This window comes from Cedecea lapagei, assembly GCF_900635955.1.
Classification (GTDB): Bacteria; Pseudomonadota; Gammaproteobacteria; order Enterobacterales; family Enterobacteriaceae; genus Cedecea; species Cedecea lapagei.
In genome coordinates, this window is sequence record NZ_LR134201.1 from 1,204,738 (window position 1) to 1,228,937 (window position 24,200).

The 24,200-nt window shown below is 54.9% G+C and carries 18 protein-coding genes, 2 tRNA genes and 1 pseudogene; 11 read left to right on the forward strand and 10 right to left on the reverse strand.

All coding sequences use genetic code 11. From position 1 onward, the window contains the following. Window positions 1-88 precede the first annotated feature (88 nt). A complete protein-coding gene (gene gltX, locus EL098_RS05965) occupies window positions 89-1,504 on the forward strand; it encodes a glutamate--tRNA ligase (protein WP_126355416.1) in 1,416 nt (471 codons plus the stop codon). Between the two features lie 48 nt (window positions 1,505-1,552). On the opposite strand, the gene EL098_RS05970 is transcribed toward gltX, so the two are convergent. Continuing rightward, entirely contained in the window at window positions 1,553-1,909 is a 357-nt protein-coding gene (locus EL098_RS05970) for a YfeC-like transcriptional regulator (RefSeq protein WP_126355417.1), read from the reverse strand. Between the two features lie 230 nt (window positions 1,910-2,139). On the opposite strand from EL098_RS05970, the gene EL098_RS05975 reads away from it, so the two are divergent. The 4 genes from EL098_RS05975 (at window position 2,140) to EL098_RS05990 (ending at window position 6,416) form a co-directional block, all read left to right on the forward strand. Then, window positions 2,140-2,215 (forward strand) — tRNA-Ala (locus EL098_RS05975). A 44-nt stretch (window positions 2,216-2,259) separates the two neighbouring features. Beyond that, window positions 2,260-2,335, forward strand: a tRNA-Ala gene (locus tag EL098_RS05980). Window positions 2,336-2,560: 225 nt separating this feature from the next. Continuing rightward, a complete protein-coding gene (locus EL098_RS05985; RefSeq protein WP_126355418.1) occupies window positions 2,561-4,744 on the forward strand; it encodes an EAL domain-containing protein in 2,184 nt (727 codons plus the stop codon). A 31-nt stretch (window positions 4,745-4,775) separates the two neighbouring features. Next, the gene (locus EL098_RS05990; RefSeq protein ID WP_126355419.1) at window positions 4,776-6,416 is read left to right on the forward strand and encodes a diguanylate cyclase; all 1,641 of its coding nucleotides are present in this window, start codon (window positions 4,776-4,778) and stop codon (window positions 6,414-6,416) included. Window positions 6,417-6,465: 49 nt separating this feature from the next. Here EL098_RS05990 and EL098_RS05995 read toward each other — a convergent pair whose 3' ends face one another. Beyond that, window positions 6,466-7,653 (reverse strand): NupC/NupG family nucleoside CNT transporter, encoded by a 1,188-nt coding sequence (locus EL098_RS05995; protein WP_126355420.1) that lies wholly within the window; start codon window positions 7,651-7,653, stop codon window positions 6,466-6,468. Window positions 7,654-8,016: 363 nt separating this feature from the next. On the opposite strand from EL098_RS05995, the gene EL098_RS06000 reads away from it, so the two are divergent. Then, window positions 8,017-9,255: an Nramp family divalent metal transporter gene (locus tag EL098_RS06000; protein WP_126355421.1), complete on the forward strand. Its 1,239-nt coding sequence runs from the start codon at window positions 8,017-8,019 to the stop codon at window positions 9,253-9,255. A gap of 48 nt (window positions 9,256-9,303) precedes the next feature. On the opposite strand, the gene EL098_RS06005 is transcribed toward EL098_RS06000, so the two are convergent. Continuing rightward, a complete protein-coding gene (locus tag EL098_RS06005) occupies window positions 9,304-9,630 on the reverse strand; it encodes a DUF2502 domain-containing protein (RefSeq protein ID WP_126355422.1) in 327 nt (108 codons plus the stop codon). Window positions 9,631-9,782: 152 nt separating this feature from the next. Next, window positions 9,783-10,772, reverse strand: coding sequence for an L-glyceraldehyde 3-phosphate reductase (gene mgrA, locus EL098_RS06010; protein ID WP_126355423.1), 990 nt, complete (start codon window positions 10,770-10,772; stop codon window positions 9,783-9,785). A gap of 168 nt (window positions 10,773-10,940) precedes the next feature. Here mgrA and EL098_RS06015 point away from each other — a divergent pair, with 168 nt between their 5' ends. Further along, window positions 10,941-12,602, forward strand: coding sequence for an alpha-keto acid decarboxylase family protein (locus EL098_RS06015; protein ID WP_126355424.1), 1,662 nt, complete (start codon window positions 10,941-10,943; stop codon window positions 12,600-12,602). Here EL098_RS06015 and EL098_RS06020 read toward each other — a convergent pair. Next, a complete protein-coding gene (locus tag EL098_RS06020; protein WP_126355425.1) occupies window positions 12,599-13,831 on the reverse strand; it encodes an ion channel protein in 1,233 nt (410 codons plus the stop codon). The genes EL098_RS06015 and EL098_RS06020 overlap by 4 nt on opposite strands. A gap of 202 nt (window positions 13,832-14,033) precedes the next feature. On the opposite strand from EL098_RS06020, the gene glk reads away from it, so the two are divergent. Further along, on the forward strand, window positions 14,034-14,999 hold the full coding sequence (glk, locus tag EL098_RS06025) for a glucokinase (RefSeq protein WP_126355426.1): 966 nt from the start codon (window positions 14,034-14,036) through the stop codon (window positions 14,997-14,999). Between the two features lie 41 nt (window positions 15,000-15,040). Here the strand turns inward: glk and EL098_RS06030 are convergent, their stop codons facing one another. The 3 genes from EL098_RS06030 to EL098_RS06040 all read right to left on the reverse strand — a co-directional run bounded on the left by EL098_RS06030 (window position 15,041) and on the right by EL098_RS06040 (window position 18,835). Beyond that, entirely contained in the window at window positions 15,041-15,772 is a 732-nt protein-coding gene (locus EL098_RS06030) for a LytR/AlgR family response regulator transcription factor (protein ID WP_126355427.1), read from the reverse strand. 2 nt (window positions 15,773-15,774) lie between these two features. Continuing rightward, entirely contained in the window at window positions 15,775-17,472 is a 1,698-nt protein-coding gene (locus tag EL098_RS06035; protein WP_126355428.1) for a sensor histidine kinase, read from the reverse strand. 121 nt (window positions 17,473-17,593) lie between these two features. Next, window positions 17,594-18,835: a DUF1479 domain-containing protein gene (locus EL098_RS06040; RefSeq protein ID WP_126355429.1), complete on the reverse strand. Its 1,242-nt coding sequence runs from the start codon at window positions 18,833-18,835 to the stop codon at window positions 17,594-17,596. Window positions 18,836-19,077: 242 nt separating this feature from the next. Between EL098_RS06040 and alaC the strand changes: the two genes are divergently transcribed. Continuing rightward, entirely contained in the window at window positions 19,078-20,316 is a 1,239-nt protein-coding gene (gene alaC / locus EL098_RS06045; protein WP_126358363.1) for an alanine transaminase, read from the forward strand. Between the two features lie 208 nt (window positions 20,317-20,524). Here the strand turns inward: alaC and ypdK are convergent, their stop codons facing one another. Further along, window positions 20,525-20,626: a membrane protein YpdK gene (ypdK, locus tag EL098_RS23765; RefSeq protein WP_034809579.1), complete on the reverse strand. Its 102-nt coding sequence runs from the start codon at window positions 20,624-20,626 to the stop codon at window positions 20,525-20,527. 517 nt (window positions 20,627-21,143) lie between these two features. Further along, window positions 21,144-21,806, reverse strand: a complete 663-nt coding sequence (locus tag EL098_RS06055) for a GntR family transcriptional regulator (RefSeq protein WP_126355430.1) — start codon at window positions 21,804-21,806, stop codon at window positions 21,144-21,146. A 357-nt stretch (window positions 21,807-22,163) separates the two neighbouring features. Between EL098_RS06055 and EL098_RS06060 the strand changes: the two are divergent. After that, a pseudogene (locus EL098_RS06060) lies at window positions 22,164-23,406 on the forward strand (NRAMP family divalent metal transporter). 10 nt (window positions 23,407-23,416) lie between these two features. Then, a complete protein-coding gene (locus tag EL098_RS06065; RefSeq protein WP_126355431.1) occupies window positions 23,417-24,187 on the forward strand; it encodes a LamB/YcsF family protein in 771 nt (256 codons plus the stop codon). Window positions 24,188-24,200 lie beyond the last annotated feature (13 nt).

Here is a 24,200-nt window from a genome sequence, read left to right on the forward strand (position 1 = left end):
AATTAGCGCACAGTGATAGAATGTTGCCTGTTAATTTTCCCTGGCAATTGCCGCTTTGTAGGCAAATATGTGTAACTAAGGCCGTTTAATGAAAATCAAAACTCGCTTTGCGCCAAGCCCAACAGGCTACCTGCACGTTGGCGGTGCCCGTACTGCTCTCTATTCCTGGCTTTTTGCTCGTCACAACAAAGGCGAGTTCGTGCTGCGTATAGAAGACACCGACCTCGAGCGCTCCACCCCGGAAGCCATTGAAGCGATCATGGACGGGATGAACTGGCTGAGCCTGCAGTGGGATGAGGGCCCGTACTATCAGACCCGGCGTTTTGATCGTTACAACCAGGCTATCGACGAAATGCTGGCCGCGGGAACGGCGTATAAGTGCTACTGCTCTAAAGAGCGCCTTGAAGCGCTGCGTGAAGAGCAAATGGCGAATAACGAGAAGCCTCGCTACGACGGCCGCTGCCGCCACAGCCACGAGCATCATGCCGATGACGAACCGTGCGTAGTGCGTTTCGCCAACCCGCAGGAAGGCTCCGTTATCTTTGACGACCAGATTCGTGGCCCGATCGAATTCAGCAACCAGGAGCTGGACGATCTGATCATCCGTCGTACCGACGGATCGCCAACCTACAACTTCTGTGTGGTGGTCGACGACTGGGATATGGAGATCACCCACGTGATCCGTGGTGAAGACCATATCAACAACACGCCGCGTCAGATCAACATCCTGAAAGCGCTGAACGCGCCGGTTCCGCTTTATGCCCACGTTTCGATGATCAACGGCGACGACGGTAAAAAGCTCTCTAAACGCCACGGAGCGGTGAGCGTGATGCAGTATCGGGACGATGGCTACCTGCCGGAGGCGCTGCTGAACTATCTGGTGCGTCTGGGCTGGTCCCATGGCGACCAGGAGATCTTCACTCGTGAAGAGATGATTGAGATGTTCAGCCTGAACGCTGTAAGCAAGTCAGCCAGCGCCTTTAACACTGAAAAACTTCAGTGGCTGAACCACCATTACATCAATACTCTGGAGCCTGAGTATGTGGCAACCCACCTGCAATGGCACATCGAGCAGGAAAACATTGATACCCGTAATGGCCCGCAGCTGTCGGAGCTGGTGAAACTGTTAGGCGAGCGCTGTAAGACCCTGAAAGAGATGGCGCAGACCTGCCGCTATTTCTACGAAGATTTCAGCGAATTTGATGCGGATGCAGCGAAGAAGCACCTGCGCCCGGTTGCGCGTCAGCCGCTGGAGGTGGTGCGTGACAAACTGGCCGCGCTGAGCGACTGGACTGCAGAAAACGTCCATCATGCTATTCAGGCGACCGCCGATGAGCTGGAAGTGGGGATGGGCAAAGTCGGGATGCCGCTGCGCGTAGCCGTTACCGGTGCCGGTCAGTCTCCGGGTCTTGATGTGACCGTGCATGCGATTGGCAAGCAGCGCTCTGTTGCGCGTATCAACAAAGCGCTCGATTTCATCAGCGAGCGTGAAGCACAGCAGTAAGAGAAAATAAGTGCTGCAGAAAGCCGGTCCACAGAGACCGGCTTTTTTTTACTCGTTATCGCGAATACCCAGCCGCTTAAGCAAGCCGGCAATCCCATCGCGCAGCAGCATTGCAGACATTTTTTGCTGTTCGGTGTCGGACATTTGCTGCACGGAGTTAATCAGTAGATTTTCCAGAGAAGCATCGGCCGCGCTGTAGCGTGCGGTATTTTCCGTCACTCTTCGTGTGCTGTTGATGAAATCCCGAACTTGCTCATCAACATGAATCAGCCGCGCTTTGCCGCCCTGTACGCCGGGTTTTGGCGATGTCGCCCACTTCTCTTTGCGAACCCATTTATTGATGGTCTGACGGCTGTAGCCTGTCATAACGGCTAACTCTTCTGGTGTCATTCTTTCCTTGAGCACAGTGATTCCTTTTCATTGCGGCCGGAACGGCTTGATTAGGGGTTCATTTTATTGAACTGCCTAACGCGAAACTGTGACAGAATTAACTACAACGGGATGATATGCAACCCGGAATTGCCTGATGCGATGGCTTTTTAGGCGATTGATCGCGGAAGAACAAATTGCCGTTGACACGCTATGTGGGGTTTCATATTATGCCGCCCGTCAACACGACAAGGTCTTTACGGTTTGGGGCTATAGCTCAGCTGGGAGAGCGCTTGCATGGCATGCAAGAGGTCAGCGGTTCGATCCCGCTTAGCTCCACCAAATCTTCACCAGCAGATTGGTACCGTAAAATCAACACCTTCCGTGGGGCTATAGCTCAGCTGGGAGAGCGCTTGCATGGCATGCAAGAGGTCAGCGGTTCGATCCCGCTTAGCTCCACCAAAATATGAAACCCTCGCTTCGGCGGGGGTTTTTGCTTTCTGACTCTCTGTCTTGCCGCCCTCCGTTAAAAAAATCTCAATGTATCTCGGCTTGTTCTATTATCTCTGCGGTACGGTAAGCTTTGCTGGTGAGCATTTCAGAAACTTGATTCGCTCAATAAACAAACGTATTCTTGCCGACGATAAATAATATTCCAGCAATTACATAAAGTTAACACTACAGCCCATGATCATTCACAAGACGATAAGAAAAATAGCGATTGCTCTGGCGTTGTGTTTACTGCTCATTCCTTTTTCCCGCTATATTTCACCGACAACCCTTGTTGATGGGCATAAAACCTACCTCGCCTATCTGCCATTAAGCTTTATCATGGCAATGATTATTATTTATGGGCGGCAGGCCATTTTGCCGTTAACCTCCGGCTCGCTGATCGTTTATAGCTGTCTTCTTGATTTACCTGTTATTCCCCTCGTAGCCTTTATTTTTTGCCTGCTTTTTCCTCTACTGATTACCAGTCTGATTACCCGCTACTCTGTGGGCCGCCGCTGGCGTTTCGGCTTGCCCAATAAGGGGATGGGGCAGCGTATTTTCTGGCTGGGGTTCGTCGCTCCTTTTGCCATCAAGCTGCTGATGTACCTGGCGGGCAATGTCATTGCATACCCGCCTGAGCTTGCGCCCTTTTTTGGCGCCGGTTCGGCTATCTATATGATTGTCGATGTGCTGAATCTGGTCGTCGCCTCGCTCATTTTCACGCCGCTTTTCTATTACCCGCTGCGTATGCTGCTGAATCCACATTTTGCCCGGGGCTTCTGGCGGCGCTGCGTCCGGCATTACAGACAGGATAAGCACCGCTTCTACACGCCGTGCTGGCTGGTTGTCTGGGGACTTTACCTGCTGCTGATGTGTTCGCCGTGGCACAGCGAGTTGATATCCGGCTATCTGGTACCGGTCATCTTCGTGCTGTTTACCATTGGCATTCGCCGCCAGGGAGCAAGAGTGATTTCCTTGCTGTGGGGGATTTCGGCATGGGTGCTGCTGACCTACAACACCGGCTTTTTGCAGGGAGTAAATACCCAGCACGCGCTCTCATTCATTCTTTCGGTCTTTATCTCTTTTACCGTCTGCCTGCTGTATATGATGACCTCCTACCATAAAAATGAGTGGATGAAGCGTATTTATCATCTGCAGGCGCAGACCGATCCTCTGACAAAACTCCCTAATTTGCGTGCGCTGGAAGAGCATATTCGTCTGTTTCCCGTTGGCGCACTCTGCTGTCTGAGAATGACTAACTTTGAGTTTCTTAGCCGACATTACGGCATGATGATGCGTATCTACTGCAAGAAAACCATTGCCCGGGAATTACAGCCCTGGCTGGTTGAGGGGGAAAAAATATTTCAGCTGCCGGGCAGCGAGTTACTTTTATTCTTACGCGGCGGCGAAACGGAAGCCCGGCTAACCTATTTTGTCGAGCAGTTGAATAACAAGAAGATTCCCTGGCACAACGCTGCCCTGGAGATTGAATATGGGGCAGCCTGGGGGATCGTTGATACTCCCGAGGAGCTACAGCGGACGCTGGGACAGTTAAGCTATCTCGCCGAAAAGGCCAGCGATGCGCAGCGTGTCCTTGGCCTGGACTCAAGATTGCAGGCGGTTTCAGGGCAAACCACCGAGCGCGTTCTGCTGCTGCAAAAAATTAAGCGTGCCATAGATGAAGAGGCGTTTCAGCTTTACGCCCAGCCAATCGTGAATAGCGAAGGCAAGGGCTATCATGAAATCCTCAGCCGTCTGGTGATTGACGGCCAGAACATTACGCCGGATAAATTTATTCCGCTCATTGCTGAGTTCAACCTCAGCACTCGTTTTGACATGATGGTCATGAAGATGCTGCTCGAGTGGCTGGCGAAGCATCCGGGCAACACTCAGCAGGTTCGCTTCTCGGTCAATCTGATGCCGCTAACGCTAATGCAGAAAGAGATTGCCCAGCAGATTGTTGCGCGGTTTGAGGCTTACAGGGTGCCAGCCAGTGCTGTGGTGATAGAAGTGACTGAAGAACAGGCTTTCTCCAACTCGGAAACCTCCAGCCAAAATATTGCGCTATTGCGCGAGAAAGGCTTTAAGATTGCTATCGATGATTTTGGGACGGGCTACGCTAACTATGAGCGTCTGAAAAAGCTGCAGGCGGACATCATCAAGATTGATGGTTGTTTTGTGCGGGACATTACCAGCGACGTCATGGATAAGCTGATCGTGAAGTCCATATGTAAACTGGCAGAGGCGAAATCGCTGACCGTGGTGGCGGAGTATGTCGAAACGGAAGAGCAGCGTGAAATCTTGCTGCAGCTTGGCGTTCAGTTCCTGCAAGGCTATCTGGTAGGGAGACCCGAACCTCTGCGGCAGTTCAAGCCCTGACTTTCTCCTTTGTGCGAGAAAAGGAACCACCGTGAGCACGTCGTTGATAAGCCATTTCCATCTGCCGATGGTGAAGACACTACGCATAACCCATGTGTGTTTTTTATCGCTTTTTTTGCTGATAACGTTCCTCTTCTGGCAGCAGGGCGAGCTGTTTAACCACGGCTATCGCACGAGTCAGCTCAGCAATCTTGAAAGCGTTATCGCCCGGGTTGAAAGCAAATCTGAATATCAGATGGACAATCTGCGCTACCTGCGCCGTCTGTTTATTGAAACGCTGGATGAGCCTCAATTCACGCCGCTTTCACAACTTGCAACCCGGGCCAGAAACGGAGCTTCGCTGGCGCCGCTGCACATACAAAGCTTAACGATCCCCGATAGCATCCAGCCTTTTAAGAATGAGCCTCAGGATGAAAGAGATAAATTAACGCGGCGTGAGTATCAGGCGCTGCGCGAAATTCAGGACCTTTTCCCGCTGGCGGGAGGAAGCGACCGCCTGGCTTCCAGTATCTATTACATGTCTCGTTCCGGCGCTTTCATTGCTTCTCTGTCGCCTGAGGTAAACAAACGGCTTATCAAAAGCGCCAACCCGCTGGCGAAACAGGGATCGTTTGTTCTGGGCTCGCCGCTCCTGAACCCCCGACGCGAGCCGTTCTGGACGCGGCAAAACGACGCCGATACGGGGAAAACGTTGGTTAATGGATCTCTCCCCGTCGATTTTGACGACCGGTGGATTGGTCTGTTCGGTATTGTTGTCACCGCCGAAACGCTCCGGCTGTTTCTTTCCAGCGCCCTGCCGGAAGATACGCAAAGCGCATGGATGATTTTTGATGAGCAGATGAACCCCATAACGCGGTCCGTGGGGGCGCAGAATGGATATCGTCTAAGCGAGCCGCAGCGGCAGGAAATTCTTGAGCAGCTGGCTGACGAATCCAGGGGAACCTTACGCTTCGGCTACGCCTACGCCACCTTCGGTCATGTGACCGGGACGGGAGCCATTCTCGTTAGCATCCAGACTATCAGGCAGGGGCTGCATGAGGACTTTGGCCGCTTTAGCGTCCTGCTGGTCTTGATGTGGCTGATCGTCATTCTTATCCTGATTGGCTCTCACCGCATGATCTGCCGGCTGATTCGCAACATGGGACTCCTGCAGCAGGAAATGCATCGGCACGCGCTCCATGATGATCTTACCGGCGTACTTAACCGCCGTGGTTTTTTCGAAACGAGCGCCGGCATAAGCCCGCGCTATGTGGATTACTCTCTTATTCAACTGGACCTCGATCACTTTAAAAAAGTGAATGACCGGTTTGGGCACCAGGTCGGGGATCTCGTGCTTATCCACGCCACGCGCTGCATCCAGCAGGCCATTCGTAGCCAGGATATCGTCGGGCGTATTGGCGGCGAGGAGTTTTGTGTTTATCTGCCCAATACCGACCTGCATGCGGCCGTTGCCGTTGCGCAGCGCGTACGTAAGATGCTGATGAACACGCCGCTCAAGCTTGAAGAGGGGTCTACGCTGCTGGTGACGGCTTCGCTGGGAGTGGCCTCCCATGAAGAGGCGCCGGACGGTTCACTGGAGCAGATACAGAGCCAGGCCGATATTCGGCTCTATACGGCTAAGCAACAGGGGCGCAACAGAGTGTGCTGGGGTGGAGAGGCTGAGGCCGAGTGACAGACATAAAAAAGCCGGTGACTTGCACCGGCATTTTTATACTCAAAAATCAGATAACCAGCGCCGCGATAGAGGCGGACAGGATGCTCACCAGCGTAGAGCCGTAAACCAGCTTCAGGCCGAAGCGAGAAACTACGTTACCTTGCTCTTCGTTCAGCCCTTTAATCGCGCCCGCGATAATGCCGATAGAAGAGAAGTTCGCGAAGGAGACCAGGAACACGGACAGGATGCCTTCAGCGCGTGGAGAGAGGGAGCTGGCAATCTTCTGCAGATCCATCATGGCGACGAATTCGTTAGAAACCAGTTTGGTCGCCATAATACTGCCAACCTGCAGCGCTTCGCCGGACGGCACGCCCATCACCCAGGCAACCGGGTAGAAGATATAGCCCAGAATGCCCTGGAAGGAGATGCCCAGCACGGCGGCAAACAGCGCGTTCAGGCCAGAGATCAGCGCGATAAAACCAATCAGCATAGCGGCAACGATAATCGCCACTTTGAAACCTGCCAGAATGTACTCGCCAAGCATTTCGAAGAAGCTTTGACCTTCGTGCAGGTTAGACATCTGCAGGTCTTCTTCTTTCTCGTCCACGCGGTATGGGTTAATCAGCGACAGCACGATAAAGGTACTGAACATGTTCAGCACCAGCGCGGCAACCACATATTTCGGCTGCAGCATGGTCATATACGCGCCCACGATTGACATGGAGACGGTAGACATCGCGGTTGCCGCCATGGTGTACATGCGGTTGCGCGACATTTTGCCGAGAATATCCTTATAGGCGATAAAGTTTTCTGACTGTCCCAGAATCAGCGAGCTTACGGCGTTAAAGGATTCCAGCTTACCCATACCGTTGACTTTAGAAAGCACGGTACCGATAGCGCGGATAACAATCGGCAGAATGCGGATGTGCTGCAGAATACCGATCAGTGCAGAAATGAAGACGATAGGGCACAGCACCTTCAGGAAGAAGAAGGCCAGGCCTTCGTCGTTCATTTTGCCGAAGACAAAGTTTGTCCCTTCGTTAGCGAAGCCGAGCAGTTTCTCGAACATCTCGGAGAAACCTTTTACGAAGCCCAGGCCGACGTCGGAGGTCAGGAAGAACCAGGCCAGTAACACTTCGATCACTAACAGCTGAATGACAAAGCGAATACGAATTTGCTTGCGGTTAGGGCTGACCAGCAGAGCCAGCAGCGCGACCACAGCAAGCGCTAAAACAAAGTGCAAAACGCGGGACATATTTGCTCCAAATATGAGGCAGGTTTAATTTCGTTGCACATTCTATGTAACAAGCAATAAGAAAACGAGATCAATTCCACACTATAGTGATGAGCTGTGACGGAACGCAAAAATAGTGATCCACCATACATTTCTGCTATGTTAAGTAAAGAAGCTAAAAGTTACGTTAGGATGGCTGGTTAAAACCTTACACGTTAGTCGGATGTTAATCCGTTAACCGGCATCCAGAATCGCCATCTCACGCCTCCTGCATATTGTTTTCAGCTATCAGAGAAATCAATTTCCCCGCACTAAATGGACTTGATAACCATTCTCACTTTGATAGCATAAAACATAGCAAAGGCTATATCTCAGAGGCAGAAGATGACAAACAGTCGCATTGACGGCACTACCGGGCGCACGGCGCGCAAGCTGCGGCTGGCGCTGATGGGGCCGGCGTTTATCGCCGCTATCGGCTATATCGACCCCGGTAACTTCGCGACCAATATTCAGGCCGGGGCGAGCTATGGCTACCAACTGCTGTGGGTGGTGGTGTGGGCAAACCTGATGGCGGCGCTCATTCAGGTGCTGTCCGCCAAGCTGGGGATAGCCACCGGCAAAAACCTGGCTGAGCAAATCCGCGACCATTACCCGCGCCCGCTGGTGTGGATTTACTGGGTGCAGGCGGAAATCATCGCCATGGCGACAGATCTCGCCGAATTTATCGGGGCGGCTATCGGCTTCAAGCTGATCCTTGGCGTTTCGCTCCTGCAGGGCGCGGTGCTGACCGGGATAGCCACTTTCCTGATCCTGATGCTGCAAAGCAGAGGACAGAAGCCGCTGGAGAAAGTGATTGGTGGCCTGCTGCTGTTTGTGGCCGCCGCCTATATTGTTGAGCTTGTCTTCTCCCAGCCAAAGGTCGCGGAACTGGGCAGAGGAATGCTCATCCCCAGCCTGCCGACCTCTGAGGCGGTCTACCTTGCCGCCGGCGTACTGGGTGCGACAATCATGCCGCACGTGATTTATCTGCACTCTTCGCTAACCCAGCACCTGCACGAGGGCAACCGGGCGCAGCGTTACTCTGCGACCAAATGGGACGTGGCGATTGCCATGACCATTGCGGGCTTCGTCAATCTGGCGATGATGGCAACCGCCGCCGCCGCGTTCCACTTTACCGGCCATACCGGCGTGGCCGAGCTGGAAGATGCCTATAAAACGCTGGAGCCTCTGCTGAGCCATGCCGCGGCCACGATTTTCGGCCTTAGCCTGGTGGCGGCCGGTTTATCATCAACGGTGGTCGGGACGCTGGCCGGACAGGTGGTCATGCAGGGCTTTGTGCGTTTCTATATCCCACTTTGGGTGCGCAGGGCGATTACCATGGCGCCGTCTTTTGTGGTCATTTTGATGGGATTGGATCCTACCCGCATTCTGGTGATGAGCCAGGTGCTGCTGAGCTTCGGGATTGCCCTGGCGCTGGTGCCGCTGCTGGTGTTTACCAGCGATAAAAAGCTGATGGGCGACCTGGTGAACGTTCGCTGGGTGAAAATGGTGGGTTGGCTGATCGTGGCGGTGGTTGTGGCGCTGAACCTGTGGCTAATTTTCGGCACGCTTTTTGGCAATTAAGCTTGCCGGAACAAGTAAAAAGGGCTGGATAATCCAGCCCTTTTTGGTTTAGTGGTGATGGCCGTGTCCCCGCCCTCTGCCTCGGTCGTCGTCACGGTCGTTCCAGCCAGCGCGATAGCCGCGTTCGTAGCTGTTGCGGCCGCGGTCCCAACCCTTGTCCCAGCCGCGGTGGTGATGCCAGCCGCGATCGCGCCATTCATAGTTTCGGTGCCAGTAGTCGCGGTCGCGCCATCTGTCACCGTCCCAGTAATTGCCGCGGTAATCGCGGTCGCCAATCTGTAATTTCACCGACGGCAGCAGGGTGATTTCACCCGCGTTAGCGACTATCGGCGCCGCGGTCAGCAAGGCAAGGGCAAGCATTAGTGACCTGAACATACTTTTCTCCCTGGTTCTCAGAGCCGTGTTGCGGCTTGTTAACATAATATTACAAACCGACAAAAGGCCAGATGAACTACAGGATTCCTAAATCATCGGGCGCAGCACTTTTTGCACAAAACCGGATCGGTTCAGGGAAAGGGGTTAAGCGTTTACACTAAAATAGCCTCGATTTCAGCCCGCTCCTGCTCGCTAAAGCCGCGCTGGCTCAGCATGCCGACGGCATCTTCAATCTGGCTGGTTTTGCTGGCGCCAATTAAGACCGACGTGACCTTTTCATCACGCAGCACCCAGGCCAGCGCCATCTGCGACAGCTTTTGCCCGCGTTTCTCCGCCAGCGCATTGAGCTTGCGCACTTTCACCAGCTTCTCGTCGGTTATCTGGTCTGGATTCAGGAAGCGGCTGCCGCTGGCGGCCCGTGAGTCCGCGGGGATCCCACTCAGGTAGCGGTCGGTTAGCTGGCCTCCGGCAAGCGGGGAGAAAGCGATACTGCCGACGCCTTTGCTTCGCAGCAGATCCAGCAGGCCCCCTTCGACCCAGCGTTCAAACATCGAGTAACGTGGCTGGTGGATCAGGCAGGGCGTACCGAGATCGTTAAGAATATCAATGGCCTTTTCCGCCAACGCCGCCGGGTAGTTGGAAATACCGACGTACAGCGCTTTACCCTGGCGCACGACATGGTCGAGGGCGCGCAGGGTCTCTTCCAGCGGAGTCTCCGGATCGGGACGGTGATGATAGAAAATATCGACGTACTCAAGCCCCATGCGTTTCAGGCTCTGGTCGAGGCTCGAAATGAGATACTTGCGTGAACCCCAGTCGCCATAAGGCCCGTCCCACATGGTGTAGCCTGCTTTCGTGGAGATGATCAGCTCGTCGCGCCAGGGATGAAAATCTTCCCGCAATATACGGCCAAAATTGGACTCAGCCGAGCCGGGAGGCGGCCCGTAGTTGTTCGCCAGGTCAAAGTGGGTAATGCCGAGATCGAAGGCTTTTCTCAGTAGCTGACGGCTGGTTTCCAGCAGCGTGGCATCACCGAAGTTATGCCATAAACCGAGAGAGATGGCGGGCAGTTTCAGGCCGCTGCGGCCGCAGCGCCGGTATTCCATGGAGGTATAGCGTTCGGGGTCAGGCTGCCAGTTCATTATTGCGATCCTTAGGGGAACAGAGAATTTAGTGTATACGTTTTCACCACGCAGAATACGCCGTTTTCCCCTGTACATTCCACGTTCCACCCTCTAAATCGGATATATTCTCGACACCGATCCCGGTTACTCAATACTCACAGCAAGCCCTGACAGAAGGAAAATCCTATGCGCTACTGTGTGGCGGACTATCTGCTGGACCGGCTAAACGAAGGGGGGATTGATCACCTCTTCGGCGTGCCCGGCGATTACAACCTTGTTTTCCTGGATCACGTTATTGCCCATCCTCGGCTTGCATGGATTGGCTGTGCTAATGAACTGAACGCGGCCTACGCTGCCGACGGCTATGCCCGCTGCAAGGGCGTGGCGGCTTTGCTGACCACGTTTGGCGTGGGGGAACTAAGCGCGTTGAACGGCCTGGCGGGCAGTTACGCAGAGCGCCTGCCTGTCATTCATATTGTTGGGGCGCCTAACCGCCACGCTCAGCAGCGTGGAGATCTGCTTCATCACACGCTGGGGGACGGAGATTTCCAGCATTTCCAGCGCATTGCCGCTGAAGTTTCTGTGGCTCACGCCTCGTTGACGCCGGCCAACGCCTGCAGCGAAATTGACCGGGTGATGCTGGAGGCCATCAGGCAGCGGCGCCCCGGCTATCTTTTACTGCCGAGCGATGTTGCCGAAGCGCCTGCAACGCGCCCCTCGAAACGGCTGCAGGTTGGCGAAACGGTAGTCGACCCCGCGGCTCTGGAAGCGTTTCGTCGCTGCGCCCAGGCCAGAATCGCTGAAAGCCGTAGCGTTGCTCTGCTGGCAGATTTTCTCGCTCAGCGCTGGGGGCTGCAAAACACGCTTCAGCAATGGATGGACAGCGCGCCTGTGCCGCATGCCTCACTGTTGATGGGGAAAGGGCTGTTCGACGAAAGCAAACCCGGTTTTCTCGGGACTTACAGCGGAGCCCCCAGTCGGCCTCAGGTAAAAGAGGAGATTGAAGGCGCCGAGCTGGTGATCTGCGTTGGTGTAATGTTTAGCGACACGCTCACCGCAGGATTCAGCCACAAGCTTAGCCAGCAGCAGACAATTGAGGTTCTCCCCGAGGCTGTGCGGGTTGGTGAGCGCTGGTTTAGCGGTATCCCTATGGCGCAGGCGATAGCCATTTTGCAGTCGCTGTGCGCTCGCCAGGCCGCCTCCTGGCCCGTGGCGACGCAAAGGCCGCCAACGCTCCCCGCCTGCGAAAGCGGCAGGCTGGACCAGCATGCGTTCTGGCAAACTTTGCAAAATGCCTTACGGCCAGGGGATATCATTTTGGCCGAGCAGGGAACGGCGGCATTCGGCGCTGCGGCGTTAACTCTGCCCGCCGGCGTAACCTTTATCGTGCAGCCGCTTTGGGGATCGATCGGCTATACGCTGCCGGCGGCGTTTGGAGCACAAACCGCATGGCCTGACAGGCGGGTGGTTCTGCTAATCGGCGACGGCTCTGCCCAGCTGACGATTCAGGAGCTGGGCAGCATGCAGCGTGACGGGCAGAAACCGATCATCCTGGTATTAAATAATGAGGGTTATACGGTTGAGCGTGCTATCCATGGTCCGGAACAGCGCTACAACGAAATTGCGCCCTGGGACTGGACTCGTCTGCCGCAGGCGATGAGCGCGAATAGCCAGGCTGCATGCTGGCGAGTCACAGAAACCGCGCAGCTTGCCGAGGTGCTGGAGAAGCTGGCCAGCCCGGAAAGGCTGGCGCTGGTAGAGGTTGTCCTGCCTAAGCAGGACATTCCCGAACTGCTGAAGGCGGTTACCGTCTCGTTGGGCAAAAGCAACGCTGGAACAGAGCATTAACGGTTCGGCCGCCCGGCCATCATCAACGGTTTTCCCGCCAGCAGCAGCCAGGCGGGTAACATCACGATACAGAGCAGGGGCAGGAGCTTGACGTCAGGCACTACGGCCATCGCCATAAACAGGCTCAGCCAGCCATCGCGAGTGACCACCAGTACCATGCCAAGGACGGCACAGGAGAGCGTAATGGCGGCGGGAACGGCCTCAACGTGCTGATGCAGCATCATACCCAGCGCAACGCCAACAAAGACCGCCGGGAAAATACGTCCTCCACGGAACCCGCTGGCGGCGGCAATCACCAGCGCCGCCAGTTTAACCACCGCAAAGAGCAATAGCGATGAGACTGAGAAGTCGGAAACCGCCAGCTGGTGCATCTCCGCAAGGCCTTTGAACATCGTGACCTCGCCGCCGATTATCCCCAGCAGGCCAAGCAAAAAACCGCCAAGGCCGAGGATCATCACGGGATGTTTTAGCCGATGCATCAGCCGGTGCAGCCTCGGCAGGCACCAGACGCCCACCATGCCCACAGCGATGGCAATCGCGGCAACCACCGCACCGCTGAACAGGTCTTCAAAGTGCATCTCCGGATAGCTGGCCACCGGCAGGGCGAAATTCGGGTGGAAGAAAATGCTGGTGGTTAGCGCCCCGGCGGACGCAGCCATCAGCGGGGCGAACAGCCTGTCCCACAGCGGCACTTCGTTATTCCCGCCGAGCGTTTGAGAGAAGATCAGCGCGGCGGCAACGGGCGTGCCGAATAACGCGCCGATGGTGCCTGCCGCGGCGAGGATGGTCCAGTCCAGCGGGCTGACCTTAGGTAAAACACGGGCGCCCAGCGCCACCGCAAGCGCGATATTCACCGCCATGATCGGATGTTCCGGCCCAAGGCTTACGCCGCCGGCGAGACCGATCACCAGCGCCATAATCAGCCCGGGTATGGCCATCGCTGGCACGGGAGTGCCGATGAGCGGCTCGGTGGCGGGATCCGGGCCGCCGTGGCCCGGCAGAAAACGTATCACCAGCCCGACCGCGAGGCCGGTGAGCGTCAGGATCAGAAGGATCCAAAAGGGAGAGTGAGGGTCGTAACCTTGCCCCGTCGGCAGGGTGCTCCAGAGGTACTCCTGAAGCGCAGCGGCGATTTTCATCACCACAATCAATACCAGGCTGGATAAGACGCCGATAATCAAAGCCGGAATGGAAAGCACCAGCATCGTTCTGGCTCGCGGATGGAGCATAGTCAATCCTTACAATAGGGAATCAGACGGCTCAAAAACAAAAAGTCACAAGCCGCATTGCAATCAGGGCTGAAACGGTAAAGCCAGAGTGTGACCTGGTTCAACAATCAGACCGCACCTGGAGGATGGTCGTTGTTGTTTCGGCTGGCTAATTTTACAGTGTTGCCAGAACTTATTCTGACTTTAGCGGAGCTGTTTGAGAATGACAAAATATGCTTTGGTGGGAGATGTCGGCGGCACCAATGCACGTCTGGCGCTATGCGATTTGAGCACGGGTGAAATTTCACAGGCAAAAACCTACTCCGGTCTGGATTTTCCGAGCCTGGAGGCCGTGATTCAGCACTATCTCAAAGAACATAACACCAGCGTGCAGTCAGGATGTGTGGCGATTGCTTGCCCGATAAACGGTGACTGGGTTGAGATGACCAACCACACCTGGGCGTTTTCTACCGCCGAGATGAAGCAAAACCTGGGCTTTGAGCATCTGGAAATTATCAACGATTTTACCGGCGTTTCTATGGCTATTCCGGCGCTGAAAAAAGAGCACCTGATCCAGTTCGGCGGCGATAAGCCCGTCGAAGGCAAACCGGTTGTGGTTTACGGCGCCGGCACCGGGCTGGGCGTTTCTCACCTCGTCCATGTCGATAAACGCTGGATTAGCCTGCCGGGAGAGGGCGGCCACTCAGACTTTGCGGCAAACAGCGAAGAAGAGGACATCATCCTCGAGCAGTTGCGTAAAGAGCTTGGGCATGTCTCCAACGAGCGCATCCTCTCCGGCCCGGGCCTGGTCAATCTTTACCGCGCCATCGTCAAGGCGGACGGACGCGAGCCGGAAAACTACCAGCCGAAAGACGTCACCGAAAAAGCGGTGGAGGATAGCTGCACCGACTGCCGTCGCGCGCTGTCTCTGTTCTGCGTGATTCTGGGGCGCTTTGGCGGCAACCTGGCGCTGAACATGAGTACTTTTGGCGGGGTGTATATCGCTGGCGGCATCGTGCCGCGCTTCCTGGAGTTCTTTAAAGCCTCGGGTTTCCGCGGCGGGTTTGAAGATAAAGGCCGCTTCAAGGAGTACGTGAAGGATATTCCCGTCTACCTGATTGTTCACGATCAGCCGGGGCTGCTGGGCGCTGGAGCGCATCTGCGTCAGACGCTGGGGCACGTCCTGTAATACCACGCGGGCGCGCTGCTGCGCCCGCCAATATCCTTTCTCTACAGGCGCATGAGCTGCCTGAACTCTTTGACCTTGCTGCGGCTCACCGGCACCTGAAAATCCAGGTCGCGCAGGCGCAGGATGTAGGTATTGTTAAACCACGGCTCTATTTCGCGAATTTTGTTCAGGTTTACCACGTACGAGCGGTGGCAGCGGAAGAAATGGCTTTCCGGCAGGCGGCTGCAAAATTCGGTGATATTCATCGGCATGACGTAAGATTCGCGGCGCGTATAAACAAACGTCATCTTCTCGTGCGCTTCCGCGTAGTAAATATCATTGATGTCGGTAACGATAATCCGTTCATCTTTTATCAGGTTAATCGTGGTGGCATCGCGGTTTTCATGACTGGCGACAGGCTGCGAAGTCTGCTGCTGCCAGGCGGCCTCAAGCTTTTGCAGCATGCCGATAATGCGCGACTCCTGGTATGGCTTCAGAATATAGTCGAAGGCCTCCAGCTCGAAGGCCTCCACCGCATGCTCTTTCCAGGCGGTGATAAATACGATGAACGGCTTGTGGGCAAATTTGCTGATGTTCTGCGCCAGCAGCACGCCGTCCAGCGACGGAATATTGATGTCGAGGAAAATAGCGTCAACTTCGTGATGCTGCAAATACTTGAGCACATCCATCCCGTCGTCGAAAGAGGCGACTATCTCCATCTCGCTGTGGTTTTTAATCAGCCAGCTAAGCTCCTGCTGTGCCAGGAACTCATCCTCTACAATGATGACCTTCATGCTTATCTCCCTTCCAGTGGGCGGTGAGCTGCGGTGGGAGCCGAACGTGGCACGTAAAAGGCGATTTCGGTGCCCGGCTCCAGGCGACGAATAATCAGCCCTTCGCCGTAGAGCAGCTGAACGCGGTGATGGACGTTAAGCAGGCCAATCTTATTGCCCGGCATCTCGTTATTTTCTACCCGCTCAATCACCTTAGGATCGATACCGTTGCCGGTATCACGCACGGCAATACGTACCCGGTTGCCGCTCTCTTCAATACTTATCGTCACCACGCCCTTGCCTTTGCAGGGCTGAATGCCGTGAACAATGGCATTTTCTACCAGCGGCTGGATAAGCAGGCTTGGTATTCGGCAGTTGACCTCTTCATCAATGTTGTAGATGACCGTCAGCTTATCGCCGAAACGCGCCTGCTCGATGGCAATATAATCCTTGATTTGGTAGAGCTCCTTGCGGATGTCTATCAGTTCGTCGTCGTTCAGCTCGATGTTGTAGCGCAGATAGCGAGACAGATTGACGATAAGCTGGCGCGCGGTGTCCGGATTCATGCGGATAGAGGAGGATATGGCATTCAGCGCATTAAACAGGAAATGCGGGTTTATCTTGCTTTGTAGCGCTCTTAGCTCAGCTTTGTTCGCCATTTCACGCAGCTGCTCCGCGCGCGAAACCTCAAGCTGGGTGGAGATAATCTGCGACAGGCCGACGGCCATCTCCTGCAGCGTCGAGGTGATCTGGTGGGCGTGGCGGTAATAGATTTTCAGGGTGCCGGTGACCACCCCTTTTTCCCACAGCGGGATGATTATCAGGGAGTGAATTTCCGGGGTACGCCAGGCCTCATCATCGTTGCGTATGATAATGCGCCCCTCTTTCAACGCCTGGCGGGTGCGCGGGCTGAAGGCCTGATCGTTCTCATGGTAGTTATTCTCGCCGAGCCCGACGTAGGCCAGCACTTTTTCGGTATCGGTAATGGCCACCGCATCTGCATCGATATCCTGGCGAATAATCTGGCAAACCTGGCGCAGCGACTCGCTGTTGACCTTGCGGAACAGCGGCAGCGTTTTGTTGGCGATATCCAGCGCCAGCTTGGCCTGGCGGGCAGCGCTTGCCTCTTTCTCGCCCTCAACGCTTTGCACCAGAAGGATGATAAAGCCGATAGAGACCGAGCCGAGGATCATGGGCACGCCGATTTTTGAGACGATATCCAGGCCGAGCGCGGTGGTCGGCGCCCAGATCACCACCAGAATCATGGTCATGGTTTCGCAGATCATCCCGCCGACGATCCCGACCCGCCAGTGATTCTCCTTCGGCACTTTGCGGTTGATCCAGCCAGAAATGATCCCTGCAAGGATGCTGGTGATAAAGCAGGGAATGGCGGTAATCCCACCGATATCAATAAGGTAGCGGTGCGTACCGGCAATCAGCCCGGTAATAATGCCGACCCAGGGGCCAAACAAAATGCCGCCGGACATCACGGCGATAATGCGAACGTTGACCAGCGACCCCTCAACCGGCACGCCGGACCAGGTACTGAACAGGGCAAAGAGGGAGAAGATGGCCGTGACCGCCAGCAGCTCTTTTGGCGTGTGGGCACTTTTATGCAGCAGTTCGCGGAACAGTCGAATGCGAATCAGGAAGAAAAGGCAAATAAGCATCAGCGCCGCGCGATCGAATACCGCCAGCAACATAGTAAAAATTTCGTGCACGGGACACTCGCGTGGTCATAGGGGAAGCGCTAATGATAGGGAAATTTGGCGGGCGTTTCCAGGTGAGGGGAAGATTGTTTATTCCCTCTCCCTGTCAGGGAGAGGGCAGAGTGAGGGGCAATTATCCCCCGCCAAGCTGTTTTTTTCCGGCTGGGGTCAAATCCTGCACGGTCGCACGGCCAACAAAATCCACCTCAAAATTATCGGCAGCGAAATCCGGCGGCGTTTTGCCTTCAACAAAGGCTTCCCACTGCCGCGGTAGATACTCTGCGTTCTTCTCGCACCACGGCGCGGCGGCGATATACATCACGTTGCTGTCAAACTCGCCGAGGTGCTCGTTTTCAACAGAATGAATCACGTCGCAGTGCCAGAAAACGGTATCGCCCGGCTCCATATCGGGAATTGAGGAAATCCCAGTCAGCAAAAGGGGATGCCACGCTTTGTTAATGGATAATGCTCTGCCTGGTTTTGCTTCGCACAAAGATTCTTCTGGCACGTCATCCTGTAGAGCGCGCAGCAGGATCCACGCCATGGCGTTGGCCACCGGGAGTAAATTCAGGGTGCCACCGTGCTTGCGCTGCGGCGTGAGCGCTGTCCAGCCCTGGAAAGTGCGGAACATCGAACATACCGCAGGAGAAGGAAACTCCCGAACCTCCGTGCGCCCTTCGGCGGCAAAAGGATCGTACGCTTTCCAGTTGCCGGAAAAGACATGGCGATAAACGTGGCGGAAGTTTTCGTCCAGCCAGCGCTCAACCGAGCCGCCGTCAACGTGGGGCGAAAGCCCCAGCGAGCTTGAACGCGGTGGGCGACGGCGCGTGCGGTCCGCGTAGGTAACGACCCGGTTTGGATCGAAATGCTGCCTGCCGTTACTCTCCGTTTGCCAGAGATTATTGAGGAACACCTGCACCGCTTTCATGCGTTCATGCTGGCGGGCTTCGGTCTGCGGCTTTGACCAGTAAATGCCGTAAATTTGCGGCTTACTGTCGGCAAGCGTGCCGAAATAGTTATCTTCCGCCGCATTTTTCAGACGTTCAACAAAATGGTTACGCTCAAGATAATTGCCGATCTCTTCATTCCAGGCGCTGGCCTGTTCCTGCGGGAAAACGCCACGAATGGTGCAGCAGCCGCGCTGGCGGATCAGCGCTTTTTGCTGCTCGCTAACGCGGCCTTGCAGAATGTCGTCCGCGTCGAGCTGCGGAACAGGGTTCTCACCTCGCTCCAGTTCAGCGCGGATCGCCTCGATCTGTTGGCGAATGTTGGCCTCGAGTTCGGCGAAAACCGACTGATAATCAGGAAGTTCGCGACGCAGCTTCTCTTTTACCTCGCGGATAGCTTTGGGGAGATCGTGAATGTCCAGGTGCATAGGGTGCTCCATCTCATCAGAGAGTAGGTTACTGGGTTGTTACTACCTGGTTAATGTATGCCCTATCGTTTAAATGAAATAGTGATGAGTTTCATTTGAAACCTCCCGTTTTGTGCCGAGGAAAAAATATTTTCATTTCCCTCTCGACAGGCGATTTTTATTCAGGCTATTTTCAAAACAGGCCACATCGCGTGGCAGCGTCGCTCGGACGGTCCGGGCGCTCACGTTACTCTGAGGAATTTATGGCTGACTCCAGTCCAAAACGTCGTTTTTCGCGTATCGATCGCCTGCCCCCTTACGTTTTTAACATCACCGCCGAACTGAAAATGGCTGCGCGACGCCGCGGCGAGGATATTATCGATTTCAGCATGGGCAACCCGGACGGGGCGACGCCGCCGCACATCGTTGAGAAGCTGTGCACCGTGGCCCAGCGGGAAGACACGCACGGCTATTCCACATCGAGAGGGATCCCACGCCTGCGCCGCGCCATTTCTCGCTGGTACAAAGATCGTTACGACGTGGAGATCGACCCGGAAAGCGAAGCCATTGTGACCATCGGCTCGAAAGAAGGGCTGGCGCACCTGATGCTGGCGACGCTGGATCACGGTGATACCGTACTGGTGCCAAACCCAAGCTACCCGATTCATATTTACGGCGCGGTCATCGCCGGAGCGCAGGTTCGCTCTGTGCCGCTGGTAGAGGGCGTGGACTTCTTTGCCGAGCTGGAGCGAGCGATTCGTGAAAGCTACCCGAAACCAAAGATGATGATCCTTGGCTTCCCGTCTAACCCAACGGCGCAGTGCGTAGAGCTGGAATTTTTCGAAAAGGTCGTCGCGCTGGCGAAACAATACGACGTGCTGGTGATTCACGACCTGGCCTACGCCGATATTGTTTATGACGGCTGGAAAGCCCCTTCCATTATGGAAGTGCCCGGCGCTCGTGAAGTAGCGGTTGAGTTCTTTACGCTGTCAAAAAGCTACAATATGGCGGGCTGGCGCATTGGCTTTATGGTGGGCAACCAGGAGCTGGTGAGCGCGCTGGCGCGTATCAAGAGTTACCACGATTACGGCACCTTTACGCCGCTGCAGGTTGCTGCGATTGCTGCCCTTGAGGGCGACCAGCAGTGCGTGCGCGATATCGCAGAGCAGTACAAACGCCGCCGCGACGTGCTGGTAAAAGGCCTTCACGAAGCTGGCTGGATGGTGGAATGCCCGAAAGCATCGATGTACGTATGGGCAAAAATCCCGGAACAGTACGCGGCAATGGGCTCGCTGGAGTTTGCTAAAAAGCTGCTGCAGGAGGCGAAAGTTTGCGTTTCGCCGGGGATAGGTTTCGGCGACTACGGCGATACTCACGTTCGCTTTGCGCTGATTGAAAACCGGGACCGTATTCGTCAGGCCGTTCGCGGTATTAAGGCGATGTTCCGCGCCGACGGCCTGCTGCCGCCGCTGCCGAAAAACGCCGCGGAGAATGCCGAGTAACAAAACGAAAACAGGAGCCCTTAGGCTCCTGTTAAGCGTGATGGCAAACGGCCGAAAAACGTGGTTTTCGGTCGTTTGAAGTAAATCAGAGAAAGTAATTCTTTGTTTTTATTAGAAAATACTCTGATTTCAATCGCAATGATGCTTTTCAGAAACGAAAACAGGAGCCCTTTGGCTCCTGTTCTTTTGCGAAGATGTTGGTGACCGCTTATTCAACCATCAGGAAGAACGTGCCGGCCCACAACACAACAATCACAGAAATACCCATCAGAAAATATTTCACTTCACATCGCTCCGCGCTGACGCGCATCTCAACAGGTACATAATAAGATGAAACCGCAAACCGTTGTCAGGTGCCGCACCATCTGGTATTCGGGGGTAAAACCTTACCCGGACGGCGCTAATGTACTCTCAAATTCAAAATGAAAACAAGTGTCTCAAAATTGTGACAGTTGTCTGTTTTTTAAACTTTAGTTGTGCGCAATGAATGGCTTAATTACCTCATTAAAAACATGAGGATATATCGTGTTTTTGTCGATATTTTACGTCTAAAAATAAGTGTATTTGCTCACAATAAAATTTATGAATTTTTTTGTTGAAAACAAAAATGGAGAGCCTTTGTGAAGTCAGTGATCCTGCCGGTGAAGGCGTCTATTTTTACTGCATCGCGGATAACGTGAAAGAGAAAGGACGGTATCAAAATCAAAAGCGCTCTTCAGAGTATTGAGGCAGCCCAGACGGCGGCTCATTCGGCGTGGCTGCGTTTTGGCGCTGGGCTTTATTCTGGTGCTGTTGATGAAAAATGAGCCGCTAAGAGAATAGCATTATCATTGGGAGTGCTGATGCCGGGACCATGCCGCCAGCACGGTACGCTCTGAAAGCTCCAGATATTCGGCAAGCGTTGCGGCAGCCTGGGCATTACTGCCGTCGTTGAGCAGGGCCAGAATATGCGCATTTTTCTCGATATAAGGCGCGTAGAGCATTTCCGGATCGTTCAGATGGCCGAACGCCAGCCGTAACTCCGCTGAGATATTGCGGTAAAGGCGAATCAGGCGTTCGCTGTCGGCAAGCTCAACAATGGCGGTATGAAACTTCATGTTGGCCGTTCCCACGCTGCGCCAGTCGCTGGTCTGACGGTGTTTTCGCGCTTCTTCCACGGCCGCCTCCATTTTCGCGACGGCAGGGTGCAGGGGATAAGCGTGGGCCAGCGCATCGCACTCAATGAGTCGGCGAATACGGTAGATATCCAGAATGTCAGCCATATCCGGCACCGCCACGTACACGCCGCGATTGGGCTCATAGCGCAACAACCCTTCCTGGGTCAGCATACGAAACACCTCGCGCAGCGTATTGCGAGAGATCTCCAGCTGCTCGCTGAGCGCGGCTTCCGACAGCCGCGTACCCGGTACAAGCTCTCCAATAATGATTTTATGGCGAACAGTTTCGGCGATTTTCTCGCTCAGCATCTGAGCGGGCAGCTCTTTCTTCATGGTTTTCCGTGCGTGGTCCGGTAAGCAGCAATCTTTACATATTCGCCTGGGTGCAGCAAGACGTTGACGTAGCGCGATTATTTCAAAATAACCGGCATGTTATGCACTTTTATGGTGATTTTACGGATTTTTATGCACTAATTTGGTGCGGTTATCTTTTTAAAGAGGCCAAAAAGTGATCGGCGTTGGTTTTTTATCATCCACTTTCCGATTCTGTTTGTCTGTTTAAACAACAGTCATTAGCTTATTGTTCAACAATAATTTTATATTTGATTAACAAAATGGCTATTTGCTCCAACGATGGCCTGCTTATTGCTTAACAGACAGAGTCATAATTCTAATAATGGAGTGAGTAAGATGGCAGCGCATGAAACCGAAAACCAATCCTTTGTTCAGAAGCGACGCTCATCGCTGATCGCGGCGATATTCCTGATGGCCACCTCGGCCATCGGACCCGGTTTTATCACCCAGACGGCAACCTTTACCGCGACGATGGGCGCGGCCTTTGCCTTCGGCATTATGGCCTCGATTGTCATCGACTTTGTGGTGCAGCAAAACATCTGGCGCGTGGTGACGGTCACCAAAATGCGCGCCTCCGATCTTGCCAATGAAACGCTGCCGGGCAGCGGTTACCTGCTGTCCGTGCTGGTGATTTTTGGTGGGCTGGTGTTTAACATCGGTAATATTGCCGGTGCCGGTCTGGGGCTGAACGCCATGTTTGGCCTGGCGCCGAAGTGGGGCGGGCTACTCAGCGCGCTGCTGGCCATTTATATTTTCTCCTCTCGCCGCGCCAGCACCGTTATCGATCGCCTGATGATCGCGCTGGGGCTGGTGATGATTGGGCTGACGCTGTATGTGGCTTTCGTTTCTGGTCCGCCGGTTGGCGAGGCTCTTTACCAGAGCGTCCTGCCGGATCACATCAACTTTGCCACCATTACTACCATCGTAGGCGGCACCGTCGGCGGCTATATTTCTTACGCCGGCGCCCACCGGCTGTTGGATAAAGGGATGGGCGGCGTGGAGAACATTCATGCCGTCTCCTCCGGCGCGACAAAAGGCATTCTGGTCGTTGGGCTGATGCGTTATATCCTGTTCCTGGCCGTGCTGGGCGTGGTCGCCAGCGGCGTCACGCTGGATATCTCCAGCCAGGTGGCAAACCCGGCTCTGCAGGCGTTCCAGCATGCGGTGGGCTCGTTTGGCGTACAGCTTTTCGGCTTTATCTTCTGGGCAGCGGCGATTACCAGCGTGATTGGCGCAGCCTACACCTCCGTGACCTTTATGACGGTGTTTAATAAGCAGATGGGCGAGCGCCAGCGCAGCATCGCGACGGTGATTTTTATCGCCGTTTCGCTGGTCATTTACCTGTTGTCAGGTACGGCTCCGGCGGCGCTGCTGGTCTTTGCCGGTGGCTTTAACGGCCTGATTTTGCCGCTCGGCATGACGCTCTTTATCTACGTGGGCTGGAAACGGGCCGATTTGATGGAGGGCTATCACTATCCGCGCTGGCTGCTGTGGACGGGACTGATAACCTGCGCGCTTACCTGGTATATGGGGGGCGCTCTCCGTCGGCGCGATTTTTGACTTCCTGAAGATTGTCTAAGGAATAAAAGATGTTGAAAACAATCGATTTGAACAGTGATTTAGGCGAAAGCTTTGGGCAGTGGAGCATGGGTGACGATGCGGCAATCCTCAGCCTGGTCAGCAGCGCCAACGTGGCCTGCGGCTTCCATGCCGGATCGCCGGCCGGGATTTTAGAAACGCTAAAAGCGGCGAAGGCACAGAATGTAGTGGTGGGTGCGCACGTTGCGTACCCGGATCTGGTGGGCTTCGGGCGTCGCAATATGGACGTGGCAAGCGACGAGCTTACCGCCGATGTCATTTACCAGATTGGCGCGCTTCAGGGGCTGGCCCGCGCGGCCGGAACCGAAGTTCGCTACGTTAAGCCTCACGGCGCGCTGTATAACACGATTGCCCATCATGAACGCCAGGCGCTGGCGGTGATCGACGCCATTCTTGCCGTAGATCCACGGCTGCCGCTGGTGGGGCTGGCTGGCTCCCCGGTGCTGGCGCTGGCGCAGCAAAAAGGGCTGAAAACCATTGCCGAAGCTTTTGCCGACCGTGCCTACCATGCCGATGGCTCGCTGGTATCGCGTCGCGAGGCCGGCTCGGTGCTTCACGATGCCGGGTTGGTCGCTCAACGCATGCTGCAGTTAATTACCGAGGGCGGCGTGAACTCAATCGACGGAAAATTTACCCCAATACAGGCTGATTCTATTTGCGTACACGGTGACAGCCCTGGCGCTATTGCGATGGCGGCGGAGATCCGCAAGCTGCTTGAATCCCAGGGCGTCGCCATTCGCGCGTTTGCACCGCAGGCCTGAGGAGCGTTTATGT